Here is a 25,500-nt window from a genome sequence, read left to right on the forward strand (position 1 = left end):
CCCAATAATCATCCTCTGCTTAATCGGCCTTATTTTAGCATATCCTGATTATGCCTTTATTAAAAAAAATAATTTATTTAATACCTGTGCTTGTTTTTTTTGCCTGCCATAATAAAAAGCAGGGTGCAGCCGTCTCCAATGCCATCTTAACATTAAAAGAAACGGGCCGGCTGGCTACCGCAGAATATACACTTGGTAAGGTAATACGTGCCAGCGACGATAAACCCTGGTATAAAGTGGGCGACCGAAAAATAATCATTAACTGCGAAGCCCGCCTTAAAGCCGGTATAGACCTGCAGAATATAACAAAAGATAATTTTGCAGGCTATAAAGACAGCATTGCAATTACGCTGCCGCATGCAAAAATTTTAAGCTTAAATATCCCGCCTGATAAAATACAGGTTTGGTATGAAGATATAGGCGCATTGCGTTCACCATTTTCTGCAGCAGAACGTGAAGAACTGGTGGCGCAGGCAGAGCCTCAGATATTATCGCTTGCAGATTCTCTTGGCATTTTAAAAACCGCCGAACAAAATGCTGCCGTATTTATGCAACATCTTTTTGAAGACGCAGGCTATACAAAAACAGGTGTTCAATTCAGGTAAGATTAAATGAAAAAATTAATAAGATATAGCATTGTCCTGATAATATTAGCATTGATGGTTTGGGGCTTTTTTCAATTGAAAAAAATGCCTTCGCTGTCAAATTTATTTAAGCCTCAAAAAGTAGTGATTGAAAATACGCCTGTTGTTGTAAAACAAATACAATCGTTGTCGCAATTGATTACCGTTTCAATGTATAGCGAAATTGTAGCAGATACTACCGCCCATGATATACAAAGTATTCACCTCCCACTGCTGCCTGCTATGCATATTTATAAAAATCTCAACAGGCTTGTAATAATTGGTAAAGTAACTGTAAATGCTGGTATTGATTTGCAACAACTGCAGGAAGGCGATATAAGCGGCACGAAAGATTCACTGCATATAAAATTGCCCCATGCCGGAGTATTGGATGCTATTATCAATCCTTCGGGCATTGAGGTGTTTATAGAAGATGGAGAATGGAGCGATAAAGCCGTTGCCGGTCTTAAAAATAAGATTCAATATCTTGCTGTAGCCGAAGCGCAGAGCCGCGGCTTATCAGCGCAGTCTGAAACCAAAGCCAGGCAAGTGCTCACAGATTTTTTTATGGCTGCAGGTTATAAAAAAGTAGTGGTTGAGTTTAAAACAAAACCGCCTGCGCTGGAATAAGGGTTACACCGTTTCAGCGAAGCTTCTTCCCATAAAAAAACAAAAGGCCCGTACAGGCCTTTATATATTGTTCAGCAATTGAATGGAAAGCTATACATTCAGCATAAGCGGCATCACCAGCATTAAGAGCGCTTCATTTTCTTCCTGCTCTGTTGGCTTTATAATGCCCGCTTTATTTGGCGTTGATAATTCAATCACCACATTTTCGCTGCCGGAAGCATTTAGAAGCTCAATTAAAAATTTTGCATTGAAAGCAATCTGCAAATCTTCACCATCGTATTCACAATTCATACGCTCGTTACCTTCAGAGCTGAAGTCAACATCCTGCGCAGTAAGCTGCAATTCGCTGCCATTTATGCTTAGCACCACCTGGTTGGTGCTTTTATTGCTGAAGATATTAATGCGGCGCAATGCACTTTGAAAATCGGTGCGGTTTACGGTAAGCTTATAAGGGTTATCTGTTGGTATCACCACTTTATAATCAGGAAAACGGGCATCTATTAAACGGCAGCTCAGCTTTGTTTCGCCATGCGTCACAAAAAAATGATTGTTGTTATAGCTGATGGTTATTTCGTCCTCGTTATCAGGCAAAGCATTTTTAAGCAGGTTGAGCGGCTTTTTCGGAACAATAAAGCTATCTGTTTTGGCATTGGTTACATCCGTTCTTTTATAACGCACCAGCCTGTGTGCATCGGTGGCTACAAACTGCAGCGCATTTTCCGACAGCTCAAAGAAAATGCCCGTCATGGCAGGGCGCAGGTCATCGTTGCTTACGGCAAATAAAGTTTTGTTGATACCATTCAGCAAAGCGCTGCTGGTTACAGTGAAATTGTTGGCATCATCCGCTTCCGGCGCCTTGGGAAAGTTATCGGGATTTTCGCCCATCATTTTATACTTGCCGTTATCACTGGTTATTTCAACTGAAAAATTTTTATCAATGTTGAAAGTAAGCGGCTGGTCGGAGATGTTTTTTAAAGAATCCATTAAAATGCGTGCAGGTATGCAGATTTTACCATTGGCTTTACTTTCCACATCCATTTTAATACCCATTACTGTTTCCAAATCGGTAGCAACAACCGTGAGCTTTTTGTCTTCAATCTCAAACAAAAAATCCTCAAGTATAGGCAATACTGTATTGGCATTTATTACACCGTTTATCTGCTGCAAATGTTTTAGTAATGCTGAAGAAGAAACAATGAATTTCATCCGTATGTTTTTTTGTTTTTTTAATTGTCGGATGGAACGCCCGTATTCATTCCCCGGGCGATAAATATGCTGCCTGGGCGTTTCATCGTTGGATATATTTATAAATTTCGCGGCAATATATAGAGAAAAAGCTTTATTCCGCAGTATAGGCAAACCTAAATCAATTTGTTTACATGCCGCCGGGAGATATTTATTCTACATTCAGGGCGATTTAAAATGTGAATTGTTTGTGCTTAAAATGGCCGCAGCGCCGCTAAATCTTCATAAAATTTCAACAACAGCTTTAAGCGGGTTATATTCACCATATTTTTTTGATGGGCTTATTTCAATTATCCCTGTAAATATGAAAAAAATTTTACCATTATTACTGCTGCCTTTTACCTCCCACGCCCAGCTTACCGCAGAACAGATCATGCGCGACCCGAAATGGATCGGAACTTCGCCGTCGCAGGTGTTCTGGGGTTACGACAGCAAAACCATTCACTTTAAATGGAACCCTGAAAACAACAGCAGCGATTCTGCTTACAGCTACCTGCCGGCAAAAGGCAAAACAGAAAAGGAAAGCTATCTTACAGCAGAACTGGCGAAAGATATCGCAAACGGAAAGTATAATGCCGCCAGGACGAAAATTGTTTTTATTCATAATAGCGATGTTTACCTGCTTGCAACAGCCACCAGAAATATCATTCGCATCACACAAACAGCAGGCGAAGAATCAGACCCCGCAGTCCTGAAAAATGATGATATTGTTTACCGGCTTGATGACGATCTGTATAAATGGAACGGCCTTACCGGCGGCACAAAACAATTAACGCATTTTGAAACCGGCGCAGCAGCACCTGATAACAAAACCCTGCCGCAGCAGCAACAATGGCTGGGCGATGAAGCGCTGCGAACATCTGCCGTGCTAAAAAGCAGGCAGGAGAAAAAAGAGGCCCGCAAACAATTCCTCGACAGCAATAAAGAGGAAAAACCGTTGCGCACCATTTATATTGGCAGCAAAAGCCTGCGGCAATTAGTGGCAAGTACCAACGGGCGATTTGTTACTTACGTTTTATTTGAAAGAAACCCGGAAGCCAAACGCACAATCGTTCCCAACTATGTTACAGATGATGGATACACAGCGGGGGTGCCGGGGGGAACCAAAGCGGGCATGCCGGATGGCAGCTATTCCTTTTTTGTTTTTGATGAGGAGAAAGATACGGTTATAAAAATTTCAACAGATTCAATTCCATTTCTTAAATACACGCCGGATTATATAAAGGATTATCCGGGCGAAGCAAAAGATTCCGCCAATAACAAAAGAAAGCTGCGCATGGAAAGTATTTTATGGAATGATGAAGGCAGCTTATGCATTGTTGATATTTTTTCGCTCGACCAGAAAGACCGATGGATAATGCAGCTGGATGCAGCCACCGGCAAGCTTAGTTTAATAGATCACCAGCATGATGACGCCTGGATTGCCGGCCCCGGCATTGCCTGGCTTGAACCGGCCAATATGGGCTGGATAAATAATACTTCCTTTTACTTTCAGAGCGAAGCGACCGGCTATTCACATTTATACACGTATAATTTTAATATGCATCAGCGCAGTGCAGTTACGAGTGGCAGCTATGAAATTCAAAAAGCGGTTTTAAGCGGAGATAAAAAATATTTTTACATCATAACCAATGAAGAACATCCCGGCAAGCAAAATATTTACCGTATAAATATTAACGGCCGTGATAAAATAAAGCTCACTTCACGCACCGGCGGTTATGAAATGTTTTTATCGCCTGATAATAATTACCTGGCTTACCGCTATTCTTATCAAACCAAACCCTGGGAATTGTATGTGCAGGAAATAAAGCCCAATGCCAAACCACAGCAGGTTACAGATAAAGCCATGAGCGATTCTTTTAAACTATATCCCTGGCGCGATACCAGGATTTTTACTTTCGCGGCCCGCGATGGCGCTACTGTTTATGCCCGTGTATATGAACCCGGGCCCGGCGCCAAAAACAATGCAGCTATAATTTTTGTGCATGGCGCAGGCTATTTGCAAAATGTTGACTACTGGTGGAGCTATTATTTCCGCGAAATGATGTTCAACAATTTATTGGCTGATAAGGGTTATACGGTTTTGGACATTGATTACCGCGCCAGTGCCGGTTACGGCCGCAACTGGCGCACGGGCATTTACCGTTATATGGGCGGAAAAGATTTGGATGATGAAGTAGATGCGGCCCGTTACCTTGTTCAGCATTTTGGCATTGATTCCACCCGCATTGGCATGTATGGCGGCAGCTATGGCGGTTTTATGACGCTGATGGCCATGTTTACCCGGCCGGATATTTTTAAAGCTGGCGCCGCGCTGCGGCCTGTAACAGACTGGGCGCATTATAATCATGAATACACATCGGCTATTTTGAATGAGCCTTTTACCGACAGCATCGCGTATGCACGTTCTTCCCCCATCAACTTCGCCAGCGGTTTAAAAAACCACCTGCTTATTTGCCATGGTATGGTTGATATGAATGTAAATTTCCAGGATGCGGTGCGCTTAACACAACGGCTGATTGAATTGGGAAAACATAACTGGCAGATAGCGCCTTACCCGGTAGAAGATCATGGCTTTGTGGAGCCCGGCAGCTGGGCGGATGAGTATAAACGTATTTTGAAACTGTTTGATGAAACGCTTTTGAAAAAATAGGTTTATACTACTTATTCAAAGAGCCTCAAAAGTTCGTTCAATGAAAGAGCTGCTGGTGCATGTGTTTGGAAAAATGGCTGCGGCTTTTCTCGGAGCTTATCTGATTAACTCTTAACTCGCATTAATAATAATGAACAATATCAAACAATTATTAACAGTATTTCTTCTTCTTATAATAACTGCATTACAGGCGCAGCAATCAGCAACTATAACCATTGATGCAGCTAAAAAAGAAGCGGCTGTTTCACCAACATTGCATGGAATATTTTTTGAAGAAATAAGCCATGCAGGCGAAGGTGGTTTATATGCTGAACTGATACAAAACCGCGGCTTTGAAGAGGCGAATATTCCGCCGGGCATGAAGCTGGTGAATGATTTTATTGTGCCGCCGCAAACACCGGGTTTTACCTTGCCCAACAACGAAATAAGCAACTGGAAAATGCCCTGGGAAATTAAAAGCGATTTTCCCGCATGGAGCTACAAAGCCAATGGCAGCGCGGCCTTGGGGGTTACAAGAACTTCTGTAAACCCTTTAAACAATGCAACACCGCATTCATTGCAGGTTGCTATTGCCAAAGCAGATAATAACAATAAAGCAGACGTAATAAACGAAGGTTTTTGGGGCATTAATGCAGTGAAGGGCGATAGTTACAAGTTGAACTTTTTTCTGCGCAGCAATAACTATAAAGGCAGTGTAACAGCAAGCCTGCAAAGCGCTGATGGAACGGTGCTGGCATCTTATACATTTCCATCGGCAACAAATAAAAACTGGAAAAAATACAGTGCCGTATTAACCGCAACAAAAGCAGATGATAAAGCAAGGTTTGTTATATCGTTCAATAATACAGGCGCCGTTTGGCTTGATTATGTTTCTTTATTTCCTGCAAAAACATTTAAGGACAGGCCAAATGGTTTGCGCATTGATCTTGCACAATACATGGCTGACCTGAAACCGGCGTTCATACGCTGGCCGGGCGGTTGTTTTGCAGAAGGCATTACTATTCAATCTGCACCAGATTGGAAGCATACCATCGGGCCTGTTGAACAAAGGATTGAAACCTACAGCCCCTGGGGTTATTATACCAGCAATGGTTTTGGCTATCACGAATATTTGCAGTTTTGCGAAGACATTGGCGCTGCTGCTTTATATGTTTTTAATGCAGGCGTTTCCTGCGAATACCGCAGCGGCACTTTTGTGGATGACGATAGTTTACGGCCTTATATTCAAAGCGCATTGGATGCCATTGAATATGCCGTTGGCCCGGCTACCAGCAAATGGGGCAGGGTGCGTGCAGCAAACGGGCACCCCAAACCATTTCCTTTAAAATATGTTGAGATAGGCAATGAGCAAAGCGGGCCGCGTTATGCGGAACGCTACAATAAATTTTATGAGGCCATTAAAGCAAAATATCCGCAGATAGAAATAATGGCAAGCATGGGTATTGGCGATGTGAATGAATACACCACCCAAAAAATGCAGCACATAGATTATGTGGATGAACATGCCTACAAAGCGGCAGGCTGGGCGTTTGCACAGTATGATCATTTTGATAAATACCCGCGTGGCAAATGGAAAATGTATGTGGGCGAATACGCTGCCAATGCAGGCGTTGGCGCCGGTAATATGGAAGCATCGTTAAGCGATGCAGTGTATATTATGGCAATGGAAAAGAACAGCGACCTGGTAAAGATGAGCAGCTACGCGCCGTTGCTGGTAAATGTGAATGATGTTGACTGGCCGGTTAACCTTATCAGCTTCGATAATGCAAAAAGCTTTGCCCGCATTTCTTATTATGCAATGAAAATGTTCAATGAAAATAAGCCAACTTATAATCTTGCAACTGATGTAAAAACCATTCAGCGGCAAACCAAACAACCGCAGTTCAGCGGCAGCATTGGTTTGGCAACGTGGGACACGAAAACTGCCTACAAAGACATTGAAATAATTAAGGATGGGAAAACAGTTTATAAAAGCGGTTTTATTAATGATTTAAATAACTGGATGCTGCTGCGTGGCGACTGGAAAACGCAGGACAGCGCGCTGGCGCAAACAGCTTACGGCGCACAAACATTTGCCATACTGAAAGATAAAAGTTTTGATACCTATACTTTAAAACTTAAAGCAAAAAAACTGGAAGGCTATAATGCATTTATCATTCCGTTTTCGGTAAAGGATACCAATACTTTTTACCGTGCGCATATTGGTGCGTGGGTAAATCAAATTGGTGTATTTGAGAAAGTGAGCAATGGTTATGATGTAAGCAATATTTCATCTGCCGTAAAACTTACTGATACCATTCAGCCTCACCGCTGGTACGATATTGAATTGCAGGTGGGCATTGATACCGTAAAATGTTTTCTTGACGGCAAATTGTTGATGGTTTATACTGAACCGGAGAAGCTTTTTGCCATATCAGGAAAAGATTCATTAACAGGCGATATAATTGTAAAAGTTGTAAATGCATATAGCAATGAAGTGCCGGTGAATATTAATATTGAAAACACTTCAGCAAACAAGCCTTCAGCAACAATAACAACGCTTGCTGCACCCCAATTAACAGATGAAAATTCGTTTGACACGCCCCAAAAATTTATTCCTGTTACAACGGCATTGCAGGGCATTGTAAATAATAATTTTGCTTTGCAGGCAAAGCCTTATTCAATCAATATTATACGGCTGAAAGGCTCAAATCTCCGGTAACAGACTGTCAATTGTTTGTAAAGCAATGCGATTGATTCACCTGTGAACGCAAATAAACTATGGCTTAAAATGCTTACATTCAACAATGAGGCAACGATACTTAACCCCAACCTGTTTCGGCCATGCTGTTAATTACTGCCAACAAGCAGTTAATAATTGACAACTCTGGTTGCCCAACCATTTCTAATTTCGCAATTTGAAAATTTGTTATTGCAATAGCTTTAAACTTTCAAACAGTAATGTAAAATGAAAGATATGGTTGTAATAGGTGGAGGAATAATTGGCCTTAGCAGCGCATTATACTTACAGCGTTCGGGGCACAAAGTTACTGTTATTGACAAGGGCAATTTTACAGACAATTGTTCTTATGGCAACCTGGGTTATGTATGCCCAAGCCATTTTATACCTTTGGCCGCGCCGGGTATTGTGTGGCAGGGTATTAAATGGATGTTCAACAGCCGAAGCCCTTTTTATGTTCAGCCCTCACTAAACGTTTCTTTGATTGACTGGGGCCTGAAATTCATGCGCAGCGCTACGCAAAAGAATGTTGAAAGTGCAGCAACCCCTTTGAAAAATATAGCTGTATTTAGCCAGGATGAATATAAGCAATGGGAAAAGATTGAAGGCTTTGATATGGCTTTTGAGCAGAAAGGTATGCTGGAAATTTTTAAGACCGGAAAAGTGGCGCAGCATGCTGCACATACGGTGAAAACCGGCAAGCAGCTTGGCCTTGATGTTGAGCTGTTAAATGCAGAAGGGTTACAGGCCCTGGAACCGCAAACGAAAATTAATGCATTGGGCGCTATTAACTTTAAATGCGATGCTCATTTATATCCGGATAAACTAATGGCATCTTTAAAAAATTATTTACCAAAACAAGGTGTTGAATTAATACATGGCGAAGTAACCGGCTTTGAAAAAGCCAATGGCAAAATAACAAAAGTGTTATGCGGCAGCAACGCTTATGATGCAGATGAAGTTATTGTAGCCACTGGCTCATGGAGCCGCGAAGTAGCTGCTATGCTTGATACAAAAATTCCGTTAATGCCAGGCAGGGGTTATTCATTTACTTTAGAAAACCCTGAATATAAGCTGAACCATCCGGCCATTCTTACAGAAGGCCGTGTAGCGATCACTCCTTTTGAAAATGGCAAAAAGATGCGTTATGGCGGCACCATGGAAGTGGTGGGCACAAAAGCACCACCACGCTATCATCGTGTGGAAGGTATTATAGATGCCATAAAAGATTTTTTGCCTGAATTTAAAATTGATATGCCATCGCAAGATAAAATATGGTTTGGCTATCGCCCCACATCAGCAGATGGTTTGCCATATATCGGCAGGATAAAAAAATATAAAAATGTAACGGTGGCAACCGGGCATTCAATGTTGGGCCTGAGTTTAGGAGCAGGCACAGGCAAGCTGGTTTCTGAATTAATTAATGGGCAAACACCAGGTGTTGACTTGAAAGCTTTTGAGGTTGAACGGTTTAATTTTTGAAGGATGATGAAAAAACTGGCATTTGTTATGGCAACAGGTGCTTAGCGGATTTGTTGGACATCATTCATTACATCAACTGCAATACGGCTACAACAGGCATGTGATCTGATGCATGCAAGTACCCGATGGCAGGATGGATTCTCCTTCTTAAACGTCTCCCCGGCACAATGCTGGCTTACCCGCTTTTTTCAGGCGCCGCTTTGGATTTCTTTCTTACAAAGCTTTGGTTCATATATTTTAACAGCCGCACTTCTTTTTCATGTAGAAAACGCCACTTGCCCCGTTCCAGGTTTTTTTTGGTGAGGTTAGCAAATAATACCCTGTCGAGGCCTTTTACTTCATAACCCAAATGTTCAAACAAGCGGCGCACAATGCGGTTCCTGCCACTGTGAATTTCAATGCCAATGAGCGATTTATCTTTTTCACCGGCATAGCCAACTGCATCGGCGGCAATAAAGCCATCTTCCAGTTCAAAGCCTTTAAGAAGGGCTTCCATATCTTTTTTCAGTAAAGGCTTGTCAAGCTTTGCTTCGTATATCTTTTTTATTTCGAAAGAGGGATGGGTTAATTTTTGTGTAAGTTCCCCATCATTGGTAAGCAATAAAACACCGGTTGTATTTCTGTCTAACCTGCCAACCGGGTAAATCCTTTCATCCGTTGCCTGCTGCACCAGCTCAAAAACCGTTTTCCGGCCGTGTGTATCTTTTGCAGTAGTAATATAATCTTTCGGTTTGTTCAGCAGGATGTAAACAAGGTTTTTTTGCAGGTGAAGCTTTTTATTGTTGAATACAATTATATCAGCAGCAGTAACTTTAAAGCCCGGCTCATAAATAATATTGCCGTTTACTTTAACCTTGCCTTCTTTAACCAGTTCAGCAGCTTCCCTCCTGCCGCAAACGCCTGCGTATGCAATAAATTTATTAAGCGGCATTTCGGTCGAAGCGGGCTTATCTGCATTTGCTGCTTTGGCTTTTGAAGCCTGCTTTAACGGCCTGCGGCCCGGTTGCGTATTTTCTTTTTTTGAAGATATGAATTTTGAAACCTGCATTTCATAATTCATATCCCTTGCCCGTTCTTCATGCCGTTTCTTTTTTTCTTCCTTCCATTTGCGCTTCTCCTGTTTTATTGCTTCTTTCTTACGGGAGTTTTTTTCTTTATTGATGAATTTTTCAAACGAATGCTGCTTCATGTATGTGCTTTAAACAGCAAATGTCAAATTAATAAAACAAAAAAATGCTTTAAAACTTAAGCTTAAAGCATTTTCAGCAGAACGGATTAAAATTGTCCGGTTATCTATGATATTGCAGAGCCCATTCAAAAAAGTTTTTATTATTTACCCGCCAGCTTGTATCGTAAGCCTGGTTCCAGGCGCTGTGGCCCACGCCTGTCAGGCTCGTTAATTTTACGGTTTTGGTTGGGCCAGCCGCATTTATGATGGTGTTATACGTAACAGCCGTTGGGTAAAACGCATCGGCGGTGCCGCAAATATTCCAGCAGGCAATGCCATATGTGGCAACATTGGTTATTTTATCAGGATAGCTGCCGGGCGCTGAGCTCACCGGCCCAATGGCGGCAAACTGCTTGCAGAGGCTTACATCGTCGGTAATACAGCTCCATAACCCCCAGCCGCCGGCGCTGTAACCGGTAATATAAATACGGGTAGTATCTATCCTGTAGTCTGCTTTTAAAGAAGCCAGCATTGTTTTTATATGCGGAGCGCTCCAGCCCCATGCAACCGGGCATTGTGGTGTGAACACAATGAATGCATACTTCTTATTGTTTGCAGCGTTTACAGAAACCGGGTTCCATCCATTGGCTATATGGTATGCAATGGTGCCGGAATGCAGTAAGGCAGTAATATCAGTGCCTTGCTCACTCATCCCGTCCAAAGCAATGAACAAAGGATATTTTTTTTCTGCATTTGCCGGGTATATGTAACCGTAAGGCAACCATAATAAAGCCTGGGATGTGGGATAGGTGTAGTCGCCGGTGGCAATCGTTAATACCTGTTGCCCCCCTATCACTGTGCCTGAATATCGGGAAGCATCCGATTCTTCACTTGCGGAAACGGCACTGCTTTCCTGAATCGTTTCTTTTTTACAGGAAATAATGCCAAGCATTGCAAACAATGCAGCGTAGTACAATTTTCTCATTGAAAATAATTTTAAGAATTAAGCAATTAAAAATGGAGGGTAAGCAGTCTAAAGCGTTAACAGCAAATCAAATTTTATGCCACGAAAAGGAACAGAATAAAATAAATGTAAGGATAACATTTAATGGAGGGATTGAAGGCCCTGCTTCATTTACAGGGTATATTTCAAGTTTTCGTATGCCAGATAAAAAGAGGCTGCCCCATAGTTTGGGACAGCCTCTCCTTAAGTAGGAGATATTCAGTCAAAAAATTCATTTGCTGTTTCTTAATTTACTGTGCTTAGAGCCATATCTGAAATATATTATAAGGCCAATAAGCAGCCAGACTATCAAACGCAGCCAGGTATCCCAGGGCAAAAACGCCATCATAAACAAACAGGTTCCTACGCCCAGGATGGGCACAATGGGTACCAGCGGGGTTTTAAAGGCCCGTTGTAATTCGGGATGTTTCACACGCAATACCCACACGCCTATGCATACCAGTATAAAAGCAAACAAAGTACCGATGCTTGTCATTTCGCCCACAACCCGTGCCGGCACAAACGCAGCAAAGAGGCTTACAAATACCATGAACAATAAATTTGATTTTGCCGGTGTTCTGAATTTCTCATGCACTTTTGAAAATACAGGTGGTAATAAGCCATCTTTACTCATGGAAAAGAATACGCGGCTTTGCCCCATCAGCATTACCAGTATAACGGAAGAATAACCTGCAAGAATAGCAATTATAATGGCTTTGTTCAGCCAGGGATAATCCGGCACCATCTGCCCGTTTGCATTGGTTGTTCCCATGTGGTCTATTGCTACGGCTACCGGCGCAATGCCGTCCTGGCCTTCAAAGCTGGTATAATGGGTTACGCCCGTCATAACGTGTGCAAACAGGATATAGAGTATGGTGCATATTACCAAAGACCCCAAAATACCGATGGGCATATCCCGTTTAGGGTTTTTGGCCTCCTGCGCAGCCGTGCTCACGGCATCAAAACCTATGTAAGCAAAAAATACAATAGCTGCCGCCCGAATAACACCGCTGAACCCAAATTCTCCAAAGGTGCCGGTATTTGGCGGTATAAAAGGTTTATAATTATCCGGCTCTATATAATGCCATCCCAAAAAAATGAATATTAAAACAACCAACACTTTCAGGGCTACTATCAGCGCATTTACCGTAGCAGATTCTTTAGTGCCTTTTATGAGCAATAAGCTCATGCATACCACAATGAAAACGGCAGGCAGGTTCATCATTCCGCCATCCCAGGGACCTGCTGTTATTGCGGTAGAAAGATGTATGTTGAAATAATCAAGAAATTTTACAAGATACCTGCTCCAGCTTATAGATACCGTAGCGGCGCCAACCGCATATTCCAGCACAAGGTCCCAGCCAATTATCCAGGCAATAAATTCTCCCATTGTTGCATAAGAGTATGTATAGGCACTTCCCGCAACAGGGATCATGGAAGCAAATTCTGCATAGCACAAACCGGCAAATGCACAACCGAGCGCTGCTACAATAAATGAAATTACAATAGCAGGCCCGGCCTGGTTAGCCGCAGCGCCTCCTGTAATAGAGAAAAGGCCTGCGCCAATAATGGCGCCAATGCCCAACGCAACCAGGCCCCCCGCACCTAATGTTTTTTTAAGGGAATGGGAGCTTGTATCCTGCGACTCTGCCAAAAGCCCGGTAATTGGTTTTTTTACAAACAAACTCATAAGTGGTTTTTTAATGTTAATAGCCGGAAAAATAACGATTTATTCTCTTTGCAGGTAAAATGTTTTACAGTGCTTTGTTTTACCAATAGCGGATTGGCCTTATTAATATTATATTGCAAGCGAATTTACGCTGATGAGAAAACGCAGTAATCTTACACTTTATATTTTAGGGGCGATGGTTTTGGGCATGCTGGCCGGCTATATTGTATTTGTGTTTTGCACCCCCGAAACCAAAACCGGGTTTTCCCAAAATATAAAGCTCCTTTCCGCCATTTTTTTGCGGCTGGTGCAAATGGTGATTGCCCCACTCGTTTTTTCAACGCTTGTGGTGGGCATAGCCAAACTGGGCAATATGAAAACCGTAGGGCGCGTAGGCGGCAAAGCCCTGCTTTGGTTTATTTCCGCATCGCTGGCCAGTTTGCTTTTGGGCATGCTGCTGGTAAATCTTTTTCAGCCAGGCGCCGCTATTGAATTAAGCAATGCGGATGCAGCAGGCGCAAAAGACCTTATGGGCAAAACGCAGCAATTCGGCCTGCAAAATTTTGTAGAGCATGTTTTTTCGGTAAGCGTAATTCAGTCAATGGCTGAAAACCAGATACTGCAAATTGTAGTGTTTTCGGTAATGTTTGGCGTGGCCACAGCCGCTTTGGGCGAAAAGGGAAAGATCATCATCAAAGGCCTCGATGCCGTTGCACATGTTATTCTTACCATAGTGAATTATGTAATGCTGGCTGCCCCCCTGGGTGTGTTTGGCGCTATTGCGGGCGTTATGGCCACGCAGGGGCCAAAGATCTTTATTTTCTATGCGCACTACTTTTTGTATTTCATCATTGGCATAATATTATTGTGGCTGCTGCTGCTCATAGCAGGGTTTATTATTTTAAACAAGCGGCTGCCCCGCCTTCTAAAACACATTATCCAGCCTTTGATTATTGCATTCAGCACCACCAGCAGCGAAGCAGTTTTTCCAAAGCTCACCAGCGAGCTGGAAGATTTTGGCTGTGATGAAAAAATAGTTTCTTTTGTTTTGCCACTGGGTTATTCTTTTAACCTCGATGGCAGCATGATGTATATGACCTTTGCAAGCATGGCTATTGCCCAGGCTTATGGAATTCATCTCGATTATGGGGCGCAGCTAACCATGCTGCTCGTATTAATGCTTACAAGCAAAGGTATTGCCGGTGTGCCAAGGGCGTCGCTGGTGGTGGTAACAGCCACCTGCGCCATGTTTAAAATTCCGCCGGAGGGCGTTGCTTTAATATTGCCGATAGATCATTTTTGCGATATGTTCCGTACAGCAACCAATGTGCTTGGCAATGCACTGGCCACAAGCGCTGTAAGCAAATGGGAGAAAGCTTTGGATTGATTAAATATTAAAAACACACAATGATTCATTTATTAGATTTTCAATGGCACGACCTCATTAACCCGGAATTTTATATCCAGATAGGCGGTTTATGGCTTTTGCTCTTTATCATATTTGCCGAAACAGGATTATTTGCCGGCTTCTTTCTGCCCGGCGACAGCCTGCTGTTTGTGGCCGGCATTTACAGCCGCGACCTTGCTTCCTACGTTATTCCTTCCTCCAATGAGTTTGTTGACCTGCTTTTCTTATGGGTAATAATTGCCATAGCAGGCGTGCTTGGAAACTTTGCCGGCTATTGGTTTGGGCGCAAAAGCGGCCCCTTCCTGTATGAGCGAAAAGACAGTTTCTTCTTCAAGAAAAAATACCTGGTGCGCGCCACAGATTTTTATAACCAATATGGCGGATGGGCTATTGTAGCGGCACGTTTTGTGCCCATTATAAGAACCTTTGCGCCCATTGTGGCCGGTGTGGTGCAAATGGACAGGAAAAAATTCACCTATTTTAATATTATTGGCTGTGTGGCCTGGGTGGGCGTTATGCTTTTTGCCGGTCACTTTCTGAATAAATGGGTTATGAAAAATTTCGGGATTGATTTAAAAGAACATCTCGAAATGATCGTGATCATTATCGTTGCGGTTTCCACCCTTCCGATTATTTATAAATTCTTTTTTTCCAGAAATAAAAACGAGTAAGAAAAGCAATATGAAAAATAACAAGCAGCAATCGGTGCTGAGCTTTGCCGTGCTGGTTGCAGCCCTGGGATATTTTGTTGACATCTACGACCTGCTTTTGTTCAGCATCATCCGCGTGCCATCGTTAAAATCGCTTGGGCTGAACGATGAACAGATCGCATCAGACGGCCTGTTCATCATCAATATCCAAATGCTGGGCCTGCTCATAGGCGGCATTTTATGGGGTGTTCTGGGCGATAAAAAAGGCCGCCTGAAAGTGCTGTTTGCTTCCATCATTTTATATTCTCTCGGCAATATTGCCAATGGTTTTGTGCAAACGGTAAACCAATATGCGCTGGTACGGTTTATTTCGGGCATTGGCCTTGCCGGGGAGCTGGGCGCAGGCATTACTTTAGTATCAGAATTATTACCGAGAGAAAAACGGGGCATTGCCACTTCCTTTGTGGCAGGCATTGGCTTAACCGGCGCCGTGGTTGCCTTTTTTATTAAAGAGATGTTTCCCTGGAGGACCTGCTACTTCATCGGCGGCGGTTTGGGCTTTATTTTATTATTGTTGCGGGTAAGCGTGCTCGAATCAGGCATGTTTAAAAGCATGGAGAACAGGCATGTGCCCAAAGGCAATTTCTTTATGCTGTTTGCCAGTAAAACACGCATAAGAAAATACATTACGGCCATTTTTATAGGCCTGCCAACCTGGTATGTAATTGGCATTCTTATTACCTTCTCAAAAGAATTTGGCGCCCACATGCATATACAGGGCGTTATAGACCCCGGAAAAAGCGTAATGTTTGCGTATGCAGCCATATCAATCGGCGATATCCTTATTGGCTTTGTGAGCAAATGGCTGATGAGCAGGAAGAAAGCTTTATATATTTTTTATGCTATAACAGCTATTGCCATTGTTTGGTTTTTTAACCTGCACAATACCGCTGCAACACAGTTATACCTGGTATGCGCCCTGCTTGGTTTTGGCACCGGTTTCTGGGCCATATTTGTAACCATGGCTGCGGAACAATTCGGTACAAACATCCGCGCCACGGTAGCCACCACTGTTCCAAACATGGTTCGCGGCTCGCTTAACCTTGTGTCTATGCTGTTCGTATGGCTGCAGGGCTCAACCGGCAATTATTTAACGGCAGGCTGGATAACCGGTCTTGTTGTTTTCATCACAGGCATACTATCTGTAGTTTTTACTGATGAAACTTACCATAAAGACCTTGATTATATTGAAGGATAATGGCAGCCGCATTGCTTAATTTAGCGTGCGGGTATTTTTTTAAATCAGCGCCGCATAACAAACATGCATGGTTTTTGGGAAGATGATGATGATCTGGTTAAACAATTCAGTAACGGCGACGCTGCGGCTGCAAAGTTCCTTTTTGAAAGTTATTACCGGGGCCTTTGTTACTACGCTGAAAAACTTATAGCCGACAGGCAAACGGCTCAGGATATAGCAGTGGACTGCTTTATAAAGCTATTAAAAAAGAAAGAAGATTTTGCTTCGCTCCGTGATATAAAATCGTTTTTATACACCGCCGCAAGAAACAGTTGCATTGATCATTTGCGCGCCCTTAAACGGCACGAAGGTTCGCACCGCGAAATGCTGTACATCAGCCAAAACACAGATGCATTTGATTCTGAAAATTTAATCACGGCCGAAGTGATGGAAGCCTTGCACCGGCAAATAGAAAAATTGCCCCAAAAATGCGGTGAGGTGTTTAAGCTTATCTATTTTAAAAAATATTCAACGCAGCAGGTAGCCGGCATGCTGAACATTACACCCAAAACAGTGCTTAACCAAAAAGCCAAAGCCATTAAAATTTTAAAGGCAGCGCTCTTAAAAAACGAGTTGCTTGTGTTGCTGTCGCTGATAAAAATCTTCCGCTAAAAAAAATATTTCTTTTTGCGTGGGAAAATGCAGGTGTTGTTCGTGTTATAGGTATATGCTTATGTAATGTAAGTAGCCAAAAGCAATGTTTATGCAGGATTTCATCAGCCGGATTTCTGAACTTATTTCCAAACATTTAAACGGAAGTATTACCAATGTTGAGCAGCAGGAGTTAGATGCCTGGCTTGATGAATCTGAAGATCATAAAACTTTATTCAACCGGGTAATCAATAAAGATTTTGTAGCACAGGAGCTGGAAAAAATGGATAGTTATGATGCGAGTGCTGCATGGCAACAATTTTCTAAACGATATTCACCAGCAACCATTATCAGTAACCGTTTTAAATACCGCAGCCTGTTTTGGGCTGCAGCCGTTTTGATTGTATTGATAACTTCTGCATTGCTCTTTTTTTCTCCGTCGGAACAAGAAAAACAAATCACACAAAAGCCGTCTGAAGCATACGATATAAAAGCGCCTGGCGCAAAAGCAAGAATAATCCTGAACAACGGGAACAGTTTGGCAATTGACAGCGTTCGTTCCGGCAATATGGCCCGGGAAAACAATGCTTCTATTGTAAAAACAGCCGAAGGCAATATTGTTTACAACCGTGCTGATACTGAAGATAATGAGGCAACTGTTTATAACACGCTTGAAAACCCTGCGGGCAGCCAGGTTGTGCATCTCACGTTAAGCGATGGCACCAAAGTATGGCTGAATGCCGCCAGTTCCCTGCATTATCCGGTGGCGTTCAATGGCGATAACCGCACCGTAGAAATTACCGGCGAAGCTTATTTTGAAGTAGCTAAAAATGCTGCAAAGCCATTCTATGTAAAAACAGTAAACACGGTATCAAAGGTTTTGGGAACGCATTTTAATATTAATGCATATAAAGACGAGCCTGCAACAGAGGTTACCTTACTGGAAGGCGCCCTGCTGGTTTCGCAGCAAAACGGCGAAGGTTTGCTGCATCCCGGCCAGCAGGCTGTGGTGCAAAACGGGGTGAAAATTATCAGCAGTGTTGATACGGCAATGGTAATGGCCTGGAAGAATGGCTTTTTCAGCTTTAAAGGCGCTGACATAAATACGATTATGAGACAGGTGACAAGATGGTACGGCATAGAAGTGCATTATGCAAACAACATCAACGAAAAATTTTATGGGGATATAAGCCGGCAGGAAAATGTTTCAAAACTGCTGAACATGCTGCAGGCTACAGGCGCCGTTCATTTTACCATAAACGGGAACAATATTGAAGTAAATAAATAAAGCATTTTTTCCGGTTAAAAAAACCGCCTCGTCTGGTACACGAAGCGGCGATGATTTCAGACCGGTAAAATTAAATCTGGCTGCGACTTAAATTATCTAATCCGAAACTTAACAAAAGTATGAACTATTGTGCTTTATGCTGCCGCTATATAACGAAGCGGCTACAACAACACACCAAAGCTTTTTTAGTAATGAAATTAACCACTGTTCTCATCCTGTGTGCCACGCTCAGCGTAAGCGCCAAAGGCATTACCCAAAAGGTAACGCTTAATATGCGCGATGCGCCTTTTGCAACGGTGCTGGGCGAGCTGCAGAAGCAAACAGGATATGCCTTTATTTATACGGAAACGCAGTTGCTGGCCGCCAATAACATTTCAGTTAATGTAAAGAATATGCCCTTTCAGAAAGCGCTGGATATTTGTTTTTCCAACCAGCCGCTTCGCTATAATATTTTTGAAAAAACGGTAGTAGTAGAGCTTACTGACCGGCCTGAAACAAATAACAAGGCAGAAAGTGCAGCCACCGTAACAATTACGGGCGTTGTGCTGGGCGCCAATGATGCGCCGCTGGCGGGCGCCACCGTAAAAATAAAAGGCAGCAATAAAGCGGTTGTTACAAATGAAAAAGGCGAATTCACAATAAGTACGGCAAAGGGCAATGTGGTGCTGGTTGTGAGTTTTGTGGGTTATGAAGCGAAGGAGGTTGAAGCAGAAACAAATAAACCCATAACCATAACATTGCTCAGGCAGGATAACGAATTGAACCAGATTGTAATTGTTGGCTACGGCTCCCAGAAAAAGAAAGATGTTACGGGCGCCGTTTCCACGTTATCATCGAAAGACCTGGAAGACCGGCCCAATACGCAGTTTGGCTATGCCATTGAAGGAAAGGCAGCCGGTGTGCAGATTATACGTTCATCCGGCCAGCCGCAGGCGGGCTTCAGCATCAGGGTTCGCGGCACGGCTTCCATCACTTCGGCAAGTGATCCACTATATATTGTGGATGGCGTACCTACCTACAATACCAATGAAATTAATCCTTCAGATATTGAAAGCATTACCATTTTAAAAGACGCTGCTTCTGCCGCTATTTACGGTACGAGCGGCGCCAACGGCGTGGTGCTGATCACTACAAAACGCGGTAAAAACCAAAAGCTGAAATTAGCCCTCAGCACTTCGGCCATGTTCTCCACCCCCTGGAAAAAACTGGATGTGCTGAACGGCGAACAGTTTAAGGCGCTGGCCACCGAAATGGGTTATACAACAGACTGGGATACGTATAATAAAAATACCAACTGGCAGGATGAGGTGTTCCGTACTGCGGTTACCGGCAATTACCAGTTGTCTGCCACCGGCGGCACCGCCAAAACAAGCTATTATGTTTCCGGCGCCATCATTAACCAGCAGGGTATTGTTATTAATAATAACCTTAACCGCGGAACTTTAAAGCTCAATCTTGATCATCAGCTTACCAAATTTATAAAAGTCGGAACAAGTATTTCTTATGATCACTGGAATGATAAAGATGTACCTGAAAACAGCCGCAACGGTGTAATTACCCGGCTGATTACCACCATCCCAAACATTGGCATACGCGATGCCGACGACCCGGAAATGTATGCCCGCAGCCCGTTTTTAAACGACCTGGAAAACCCCGTTTCAACGGTTTATCAGCCCGATCATTTATACAAAACCAACCGGTGGCAGGGCAATGTATATGCCGAAGCAACGGTTGTAAAAGGTCTGAAAGTAAAGAGCCTGTTTGGCTTTGAGCACAATAAAGGCATATATAACTCTTACCAGGATTCTGTTCAAACCCGTTACGGCAAATCGCTTTCGGGCATTGCTGCTGAAAATGATTATAAATACAATTACTGGATCTCAGAGAACACCGCCACGTATTCCACCAAAATAAATAATCACAGCTTCGATGCACTGGGCGGTTTTATTGTATCAAGAGAAATAACCGATAATCTCTACCTGTCTTCCTACGATTTTACCGGCGCCGCAAATACCAATGTGAGATCGGGCAATGTGCAGGCGCTGCCTTCGCCTTATTATGTACGTAAATCGCACGCCTCATTCATTGGCAGGGTGAACTATTCCTACAAAGACAAATACATGTTCACCTCCAATTTCAGGGCAGATGGCTCGGGGCAGTTCCCGCAGCAAAACCGCTGGGGCTATTTTCCATCCTTCTCTGTTGGCTGGAGAATTTCGCAGGAAAAATTCTTCCAGAATGCATTGCCTTTCGTAAACGACCTAAAGATACGCGCCGGCTGGGGCCTGGTGGGTAATGACAGGGCAACGCCTTATGCCTGGTATGGTTTGATAGACACCATGTCAAGGTACCTCATCAATGGCAATACGCTAACGGCCTACACCCCCACTACACTGGAGAACACAGATTTGAAATGGGAAAAAACTTCCCAAACCGACATAGGCATTGACCTTGCCATTTTAAACAGCCGCGTAAGCATTACTGCAGACTATTACTATAAAAAAACCACCGATATGCTGCTGGATGTGCCGCAGCCTGCCAGTACCGGTTTTACCACGGCCCTGCAGAACGCAGGCAGCCTGCTCAATAAAGGTTTTGAGTTCTCCGTCAGCTCGAAAAATATAGTGCACAACAATTTTACCTGGAACACAGATTTCAATATTTCCTTTAACCATAACAAGGTGCTGAACATTATAGGCAACACCATTCCTGCCGGCGCCGTTAATGCTTCGGGCGATGATTTTTATACCGCCATTGTAACGGAAGGCCATGCTTTGGGAATGTTTTACGGTAAAACCTCCCTGGGCGTGGATCCTGAAACCGGCGATATAAACTTTCTGCAAACCGCCGATGGCAGCGAAGACAGCATTGGCATCATTGGCAACGCCAACCCGAAATATGTATTTGGCTTTACCAATAATTTCCGCTATAAAAATTTCACGCTGGAAGTTTTCTTCCAGGGCGTACAGGGCAGCCACCTGTTCAATGCCACCCGCATCCTGTCTGAATCTATGGCACTGGCCATGAACCAGAGCGCAACAGTTTTAAAAAGATGGGAAAAAGAAGGCGATGTAACGAATGTGCCAAGGGCTACGGCCAACGACTGGACAAATGCTTATCCTTCCACAAGGTTCATAGAGAACGGTTCTTATGTACGGCTGAAAGCGCTTACGCTGGGCTATTCGGTTCCGGCATTTTCACTGGCAAAAGTGAAAGTGAGCCAGTGCAAATTGTACCTTACCTGCGAGAACCTGCTCACGTTTACCAAATACTCAGGCTACGATCCTGATGTAAGCGCCTTCAGCGGCGCAAGCCAGTCAACCACAGACCAAAACACGGCGCCCGGTGTTGACTTTGGCACCTACCCGCAATCAAGGGATTTCATCATTGGCTTAAATGTGACTTTCTAATTGTAAAAAAACTGCATAATGAAACCGAGCATGATAATTTTTTTCACACAGCCTGTCCCGAACCAGTTTCGGGAGGGAATGTGCATAGCGAGGTTTCATGAGACCATTAAAAAATAAAACTTGTACGAATGAAACAATATCTCATCTATATACCTGCATTCATACTAACGCTTACCAGCTGCAATAAGTTTTTGAACGATACGCCAAAAACATCTGAAACAACAGGCAATGCCTACAGCACGGCCGATGATGCGGAGAAAGCCTTGCTGGGCTGCTATAACACTTTTTATTCAAGCGACTATTACCAGTGGGAAAATGTGATGCTGAGCGATGTGCGGTCAGACAATGCTTATCCCGGCGGCTATAATGAAGAAACTTTTTACGATTACGACCGCTTTATCCTGCCTGCCAGCAATACCCACAATTATGCCAACTGGACGGCTTTGTACAATGGCATTGCCCGGTGCAATATTTTGCTGAATAAAATAGGCGGCATTTCTGATACGGCGCTTACCGATGAGCGCCGCCAGCAGATAATTGGCGAAGCCAGTTTTTTAAGGGCTTTTCATTATTATCAGTTGGTAAAACTGTTTGGCGGCGTGCCATTGGAGCTGGAGTCAAATACGGCCGATCCTGCCGTAACAAGAAAGGCCAGGGCTACGGAAACGGAAGTATATGACCAGATTGTGGCCGACCTGCAAACGGCCGCAGACGATTTGCCCGATACTTATTCCGGCGCTGCCGACGACACATACACCGCCAACACGGCAGCCACCAATAAAAGCCGCGCCACCAAAGGCGCAGTCAATGCTTTGCTGGCAAAGGTGTGGGCGCAGCGCAGCGACCGCGATTACAGCAAAGTGCTGGATTATTGCAATGAAGTGATCAACAGCGCGGCCGGTTATGCCCTGCAGGGCAGCTTTGCCGAGTTATTTGATGGAGATCATTATTTTAATGACGAATCCATTTTGGAAGTGCCGTTTGAAAGCGGTAGCTCCACCGCCGGTAACTGGGGTGTGGAATTGTATCTGGCGCCTGAAGATGGCTGGCAGAAATACTGTGTGCCTTCCAAAAACCTGGTGAGCGCGTACGAAGCGGAAGGAGATACCATACGCGAAAATGCCAGCATCATTTTTATGGACAGGGATGCTAATGGCGACCCGATAAGCTGGGCCGACGAGAACTGGAACCCCTGCCAGGACGAAGACACGCCCATTCCCTTCAACTATAAACAAAAGCATCCTGATGACTGGGCCAGCGGCGACCACTATTATTTGCTGCGCCTGGCCGACATTATACTGCTGAAGGCCGAAGCGCAGAACGAACTGGGCAGCACGGAGGATGCGATTGAAACATTAAACCTTATACGGGCAAGGGTAAATTTAAAGGCCATCAGCACCAGCATAACACAGGCAGAAGCGAGGGATTATATTTTGAATGAAAGAAGGCTGGAAATGGCTTTTGAGGCAGACCGGTGGGATGCATTGGTGCGCGCCGGCGTTGCCTCGACCGTTATGCAGTCGCTCAGCGAATATTATTACACCTGTGCCGACGGTACGCAAAGCAGCGCCATCAAAATGGATTATTCAAACTGCACGGAAGACCATTGGATAAACCCCATTCCGCTGATTGAGATGGGCGCCAATCCTAACCTGGTGCAGAATGATGGTTACTAAAATTTGTTTCCGTTAAAACAATACATTACAAGCCTTCGCTTTTTGCGGGGCTTTTTAATGTGTGGCATTATTGGCTTCCTCCTGCTTTTCGTGGCACATTTTTTATGCAGTTATTCAAATCTCTTTAGCTGACAGGTTTTAAAATCATAGCCCGCCGTTATTATTTTCTTCTCTGCCTGGTTTACGAAAGCTTTAGCAGCTTGTTTTTGGTAACACGAGGTTAATGTACCGTTTTTATGTCAGCGCCCAGGCTTCTTAAACGTGCTTCGATATCCTGGTATCCCCGATGTATTTGTTCTATATTTTGTATAACGCTTTTTCCTTTTGCGCTTAGAGCCGTGAACAGCAGTGAAACGCCAGCACGAATATCAGGGCTTGACATTACTACACCACGCAACTGCTGCTTTCTTTCCAGTCCTAATACAATGGCTCTGTGCGGATCGCAAAGGATTATTTGAGCGCCCATATCAATCAGCTTATCAACAAAAAACAACCGGCTTTCAAACATTTTCTGGTGTATCAGCACGCTGCCTTTTGCATGAATGGCAGTAACGAGAATAATGCTCAGCAAATCGGGTGTAAGCCCCGGCCACGGGTGATCGGAAAAAGTTACAGTGCTGCCGTCAAAATAGCGCTGCACTTCATACAAATCCTGCTGCGGAATGTAAATGTCGTCTCCGCGGAAATCCATCTTTATACCAAGCTGCTGAAATTTATCGGGTATCATGCCAAGGTGCCTGATACCTGCATTTTTAATGGTTATCTCGCTCTGCGTCATGGCGGCAAGCCCGATAAAACTTCCTACTTCAATCATATCCGGCAACATGGTATGTTGAGTGCCATGTAATTTTTCAACGCCTTCAATTTCCAGCAAATTACTGCCAATACCTTTTATTTTAGCACCCATGCCGTTAAGCATTTTGCACAGTTGCTGCAGGTAGGGCTCACAGGCTGCGTGGTAAATGGTGGTGGTGCCTTTTGCCATAACTGCGGCCATTACAATATTTGCCGTTCCGGTTACGGAGGGCTCATCCAGCAGCATATACGTACCGGTAAGCTCAGGCGCTTTTAATACAAATTCATCCAGCTTTTCGTCGTATTCAAATTTTGCACCCAGCTTTTCAAACCCTATTATATGGGTGTCAAGCCTTCTGCGGCCAATTTTGTCGCCACCGGGTTTTGGGATATAGGCTTTTTTAAAACGGGCAAGCATGGGGCCTGCTACCATAACAGAACCGCGCATTTTGCTGCTCTTGTCCCTGAAATTGCTGGTACCGAAATAATCAGGGTTTACATCATCTGCCAGGAAAGTATAAGTGTTTTTAGAAAGGCGTTCCACCTTTACATTAAGCAATTGCAGTAATTCAATCAGCCGGTTTACATCCAGTATATCAGGAACATTTTTTATCGTTACCTTTTCTGCAGTAAGTAAAACAGCAGAAATAACCTGCAAAGCTTCGTTTTTTGCGCCCTGCGGCGTAATGCCTCCTTTTAATCTTTTTCCTCCAATAACTTCAAATGCTGACATAATTGTAGTTGAAGGCGAAAGATAGTGTGAATTGCTTCAATTCAGCGACTCTGCTTCCCGGGAATTTTTGATATTTGGAAAAAAAAGCGGGGTAAGCAACACAATTAAATGAGCCGTTAGTTGGCTTACGCCAAAAAAAATGGCCCTTCCGTGGAAACGGACTGGCCTCTAACGATTGCTTGCCATATGAAAAAGTTCAAAAATTCCTTTGTTATAATTTAGTTTTCAGGCCCCTTCGGTTGCTTCTCTAACGGTTGCCTGCCTTTTTTATTACTAAACTGGTGTAAAATTAGCCCGCCGGTTTATTGGGCAAAAACAAAGATTGAAACAATTTGATTACCGCAAAATGCGTGTGAATTGGCCAAAACCCTTATTGCTAAAGCGTTTCAGAAGCGTTTGTATTATGATGCCCAACTTGTTTTTACAGTCATGTTAAGCCTTATTTAAGGATACAATAAAA

General features: G+C 43.6%; 17 protein-coding genes. 12 read left to right on the plus strand and 5 right to left on the minus strand.

All coding sequences use genetic code 11. The features are described from left to right. Nucleotides 1–50 precede the first annotated feature (50 nt). Nucleotides 51–605 carry a DUF4230 domain-containing protein gene (locus QM629_RS10635; RefSeq protein WP_415159846.1) on the plus strand — a complete coding sequence of 185 codons (555 nt, stop codon included), beginning with the start codon at nt 51–53 and terminating at the stop codon, nt 603–605. Between the two features lie 84 nt (nt 606–689). Continuing rightward, entirely contained in the window at nt 690–1,253 is a 564-nt protein-coding gene (locus QM629_RS10640; protein ID WP_415159847.1) for a DUF4230 domain-containing protein, read from the plus strand. Between the two features lie 90 nt (nt 1,254–1,343). Here QM629_RS10640 and dnaN read toward each other — a convergent pair whose 3' ends face one another. Beyond that, a complete protein-coding gene (dnaN, locus tag QM629_RS10645) occupies nt 1,344–2,459 on the minus strand; it encodes a DNA polymerase III subunit beta (RefSeq protein WP_415159848.1) in 1,116 nt (371 codons plus the stop codon). A gap of 343 nt (nt 2,460–2,802) precedes the next feature. On the opposite strand from dnaN, the gene QM629_RS10650 reads away from it, so the two are divergent. The 3 genes from QM629_RS10650 to QM629_RS10660 all read left to right on the plus strand — a co-directional run bounded on the left by QM629_RS10650 (nt 2,803) and on the right by QM629_RS10660 (nt 9,352). Then, complete coding sequence (locus QM629_RS10650; RefSeq protein ID WP_415159849.1) at nt 2,803–5,151, plus strand: prolyl oligopeptidase family serine peptidase; 2,349 nt, start codon at nt 2,803–2,805, stop codon at nt 5,149–5,151. A gap of 130 nt (nt 5,152–5,281) precedes the next feature. Continuing rightward, nucleotides 5,282–7,852 (plus strand): alpha-L-arabinofuranosidase C-terminal domain-containing protein, encoded by a 2,571-nt coding sequence (locus QM629_RS10655; RefSeq protein WP_415159850.1) that lies wholly within the window; start codon nt 5,282–5,284, stop codon nt 7,850–7,852. A gap of 255 nt (nt 7,853–8,107) precedes the next feature. After that, the gene (locus QM629_RS10660) at nt 8,108–9,352 is read left to right on the plus strand and encodes an NAD(P)/FAD-dependent oxidoreductase (protein ID WP_415159851.1); all 1,245 of its coding nucleotides are present in this window, start codon (nt 8,108–8,110) and stop codon (nt 9,350–9,352) included. 175 nt (nt 9,353–9,527) lie between these two features. Here the strand turns inward: QM629_RS10660 and QM629_RS10665 are convergent, their stop codons facing one another. The 3 genes from QM629_RS10665 to QM629_RS10675 all read right to left on the minus strand — a co-directional run bounded on the left by QM629_RS10665 (nt 9,528) and on the right by QM629_RS10675 (nt 13,213). After that, complete coding sequence (locus QM629_RS10665) at nt 9,528–10,541, minus strand: pseudouridine synthase (RefSeq protein ID WP_415159852.1); 1,014 nt, start codon at nt 10,539–10,541, stop codon at nt 9,528–9,530. Between the two features lie 100 nt (nt 10,542–10,641). Continuing rightward, complete coding sequence (locus QM629_RS10670) at nt 10,642–11,505, minus strand: hypothetical protein (RefSeq protein ID WP_415159853.1); 864 nt, start codon at nt 11,503–11,505, stop codon at nt 10,642–10,644. Nucleotides 11,506–11,755: 250 nt separating this feature from the next. Beyond that, the gene (locus QM629_RS10675; RefSeq protein ID WP_415159854.1) at nt 11,756–13,213 is read right to left on the minus strand and encodes an amino acid permease; all 1,458 of its coding nucleotides are present in this window, start codon (nt 13,211–13,213) and stop codon (nt 11,756–11,758) included. Between the two features lie 133 nt (nt 13,214–13,346). Here QM629_RS10675 and QM629_RS10680 point away from each other — a divergent pair, with 133 nt between their 5' ends. From QM629_RS10680 to QM629_RS10710, 7 genes are all read left to right on the plus strand, one after another. Then, nucleotides 13,347–14,579: a dicarboxylate/amino acid:cation symporter gene (locus QM629_RS10680; protein ID WP_415159855.1), complete on the plus strand. Its 1,233-nt coding sequence runs from the start codon at nt 13,347–13,349 to the stop codon at nt 14,577–14,579. A gap of 20 nt (nt 14,580–14,599) precedes the next feature. Beyond that, nucleotides 14,600–15,271: a DedA family protein gene (locus QM629_RS10685; RefSeq protein WP_415159856.1), complete on the plus strand. Its 672-nt coding sequence runs from the start codon at nt 14,600–14,602 to the stop codon at nt 15,269–15,271. Between the two features lie 10 nt (nt 15,272–15,281). Next, complete coding sequence (locus tag QM629_RS10690; RefSeq protein ID WP_415159857.1) at nt 15,282–16,508, plus strand: MFS transporter; 1,227 nt, start codon at nt 15,282–15,284, stop codon at nt 16,506–16,508. A gap of 63 nt (nt 16,509–16,571) precedes the next feature. Beyond that, the gene (locus tag QM629_RS10695; protein ID WP_415159858.1) at nt 16,572–17,159 is read left to right on the plus strand and encodes an RNA polymerase sigma factor; all 588 of its coding nucleotides are present in this window, start codon (nt 16,572–16,574) and stop codon (nt 17,157–17,159) included. A 91-nt stretch (nt 17,160–17,250) separates the two neighbouring features. Continuing rightward, nucleotides 17,251–18,426 carry a FecR family protein gene (locus QM629_RS10700; RefSeq protein WP_415159859.1) on the plus strand — a complete coding sequence of 392 codons (1,176 nt, stop codon included), beginning with the start codon at nt 17,251–17,253 and terminating at the stop codon, nt 18,424–18,426. Nucleotides 18,427–18,617: 191 nt separating this feature from the next. Further along, nucleotides 18,618–21,836: a TonB-dependent receptor gene (locus QM629_RS10705; RefSeq protein ID WP_415159860.1), complete on the plus strand. Its 3,219-nt coding sequence runs from the start codon at nt 18,618–18,620 to the stop codon at nt 21,834–21,836. A 128-nt stretch (nt 21,837–21,964) separates the two neighbouring features. Continuing rightward, complete coding sequence (locus QM629_RS10710; protein ID WP_415159861.1) at nt 21,965–23,512, plus strand: RagB/SusD family nutrient uptake outer membrane protein; 1,548 nt, start codon at nt 21,965–21,967, stop codon at nt 23,510–23,512. A gap of 220 nt (nt 23,513–23,732) precedes the next feature. Here QM629_RS10710 and murA read toward each other — a convergent pair whose 3' ends face one another. Then, nucleotides 23,733–25,040 carry a UDP-N-acetylglucosamine 1-carboxyvinyltransferase gene (gene murA / locus QM629_RS10715; protein ID WP_415159862.1) on the minus strand — a complete coding sequence of 436 codons (1,308 nt, stop codon included), beginning with the start codon at nt 25,038–25,040 and terminating at the stop codon, nt 23,733–23,735. Between the last annotated feature and the right edge of the window lie 460 nt (nt 25,041–25,500).

The sequence above is a fragment of the Parafilimonas sp. genome (genome assembly GCF_047606085.1).
GTDB lineage: Bacteria > Bacteroidota > Bacteroidia > Chitinophagales > Chitinophagaceae > Parafilimonas.

What these genes read in the sequence shown, in the direction of transcription:
- QM629_RS10665 (WP_415159852.1), bottom strand. Translation starts at nt 10,541, where the DNA reads ATGAAGCAGCATTCGTTTGAAAAATTCATCAATAAAGAAAAAAACTCC.
- QM629_RS10680 (WP_415159855.1), top strand. Translation starts at nt 13,347, where the DNA reads ATGAGAAAACGCAGTAATCTTACACTTTATATTTTAGGGGCGATGGTT.
- QM629_RS10685 (WP_415159856.1), top strand. Translation starts at nt 14,600, where the DNA reads ATGATTCATTTATTAGATTTTCAATGGCACGACCTCATTAACCCGGAA.
- dnaN (WP_415159848.1), bottom strand. Translation starts at nt 2,459, where the DNA reads ATGAAATTCATTGTTTCTTCTTCAGCATTACTAAAACATTTGCAGCAG.
- murA (WP_415159862.1), bottom strand. Translation starts at nt 25,040, where the DNA reads ATGTCAGCATTTGAAGTTATTGGAGGAAAAAGATTAAAAGGAGGCATT.
- QM629_RS10670 (WP_415159853.1), bottom strand. Translation starts at nt 11,505, where the DNA reads ATGAGAAAATTGTACTACGCTGCATTGTTTGCAATGCTTGGCATTATT.
- QM629_RS10675 (WP_415159854.1), bottom strand. Translation starts at nt 13,213, where the DNA reads ATGAGTTTGTTTGTAAAAAAACCAATTACCGGGCTTTTGGCAGAGTCG.
- QM629_RS10695 (WP_415159858.1), top strand. Translation starts at nt 16,572, where the DNA reads ATGCATGGTTTTTGGGAAGATGATGATGATCTGGTTAAACAATTCAGT.
- QM629_RS10705 (WP_415159860.1), top strand. Translation starts at nt 18,618, where the DNA reads ATGAAATTAACCACTGTTCTCATCCTGTGTGCCACGCTCAGCGTAAGC.
- QM629_RS10635 (WP_415159846.1), top strand. Translation starts at nt 51, where the DNA reads ATGCCTTTATTAAAAAAAATAATTTATTTAATACCTGTGCTTGTTTTT.
- QM629_RS10710 (WP_415159861.1), top strand. Translation starts at nt 21,965, where the DNA reads ATGAAACAATATCTCATCTATATACCTGCATTCATACTAACGCTTACC.
- QM629_RS10690 (WP_415159857.1), top strand. Translation starts at nt 15,282, where the DNA reads ATGAAAAATAACAAGCAGCAATCGGTGCTGAGCTTTGCCGTGCTGGTT.
- QM629_RS10655 (WP_415159850.1), top strand. Translation starts at nt 5,282, where the DNA reads ATGAACAATATCAAACAATTATTAACAGTATTTCTTCTTCTTATAATA.
- QM629_RS10660 (WP_415159851.1), top strand. Translation starts at nt 8,108, where the DNA reads ATGGTTGTAATAGGTGGAGGAATAATTGGCCTTAGCAGCGCATTATAC.
- QM629_RS10640 (WP_415159847.1), top strand. Translation starts at nt 690, where the DNA reads ATGCCTTCGCTGTCAAATTTATTTAAGCCTCAAAAAGTAGTGATTGAA.
- QM629_RS10700 (WP_415159859.1), top strand. Translation starts at nt 17,251, where the DNA reads ATGCAGGATTTCATCAGCCGGATTTCTGAACTTATTTCCAAACATTTA.
- QM629_RS10650 (WP_415159849.1), top strand. Translation starts at nt 2,803, where the DNA reads ATGAAAAAAATTTTACCATTATTACTGCTGCCTTTTACCTCCCACGCC.